Below are 916 nucleotides of genomic sequence, written 5' to 3'. Positions count from 1 at the left end.
CCGCGAATTCAACTTCGAAGTGCGACACTCGCCTATGCCGCCTGACGGTACTCTTCGAATACCTTGACAGGCTGCCTGAATCCGAGACATTTCCGAGGTCGTAGGTTGAGCCACTGCTCCGCTCTCCTGACATCCTCGTCCGTGACCTCTCTCAGGTCTGTTCCCTTTGGGATAAACTGCCTCAACAGCCCATTGCTGTTCTCGTTCAGACCGCGCTCCCACGAAGAGTAAGGGTGCGCAAAGTAAGTCTCGGCACCCAGCGCTTCCTCTATCGCCTTGTGTTCGGCAAACTCGCCGCCGTTGTCAAAGGTGATGGTATGCACCTGCTCGATGTAGGGCGTTAACATCTCGATTATCGCATCCCGCACCACCCCAGCCTGTTTGCTCGCGACCCGCTTGACCAGATAGAGCCGGCTCTTGCGCTCCACCAGGGTGACCAGTGCACCTGTGCCTTGCTTGCCCAGCACCGTGTCCGCCTCCCAATCACCGAGCCGCTCCCGGCTATCGACGATAGCCGGCCGTTCATCAATAGAGCGGGCTTCCTTGATGGGAGAACGCAGGCTGCTCGCCCCCTTGCGGTAGCGCTTGTGGCCCTGGCGCAGATGGCGGTACAACTGGCCACCCCGGGCTTTGTCGGCGGCCACATGGCGGTATATCCACTCGTGACTCACCATGAGGCCTATCTGCTTGCCCACCGCGCTTATCTGCTCCGGGCTCCACCACCAGGCGAGTGTCAGCTCGACAAACTGGATGACATCGGCAGATAGCCGAGATTTGGCCGCACTGGCCCGTCGGTGGGTGGCGTGCTGATGCGCATTGTCTGGCTGGTAGCCCTGCGGCCCGGCGTTACGACGCAGCTCCCGGTAGAGGGTGGAGCGATGAACGCCAATGGCGCGTGCGGTGGCAAGGATGGACA

1 protein-coding gene is annotated in these 916 nt (G+C 60.9%); it reads right to left on the bottom strand.

What is annotated here, in order from left to right:
* Positions 1 to 32 precede the first annotated feature (32 nt).
* The coding region (locus tag OKB81_RS20575) for an IS30-like element ISAs2 family transposase (RefSeq protein WP_270805452.1) at positions 33 to 916 on the bottom strand (884 nt) is incomplete at its 5' end.

It is taken from the genome of Aeromonas sp. QDB56 (assembly GCF_027705505.1).
Taxonomy (GTDB): domain Bacteria; phylum Pseudomonadota; class Gammaproteobacteria; order Enterobacterales; family Aeromonadaceae; genus Aeromonas; species Aeromonas caviae.
The sequence above is the reverse complement of the archived record's forward strand: the minus strand, read 5'-3'. Positions and strand labels throughout refer to the sequence as shown.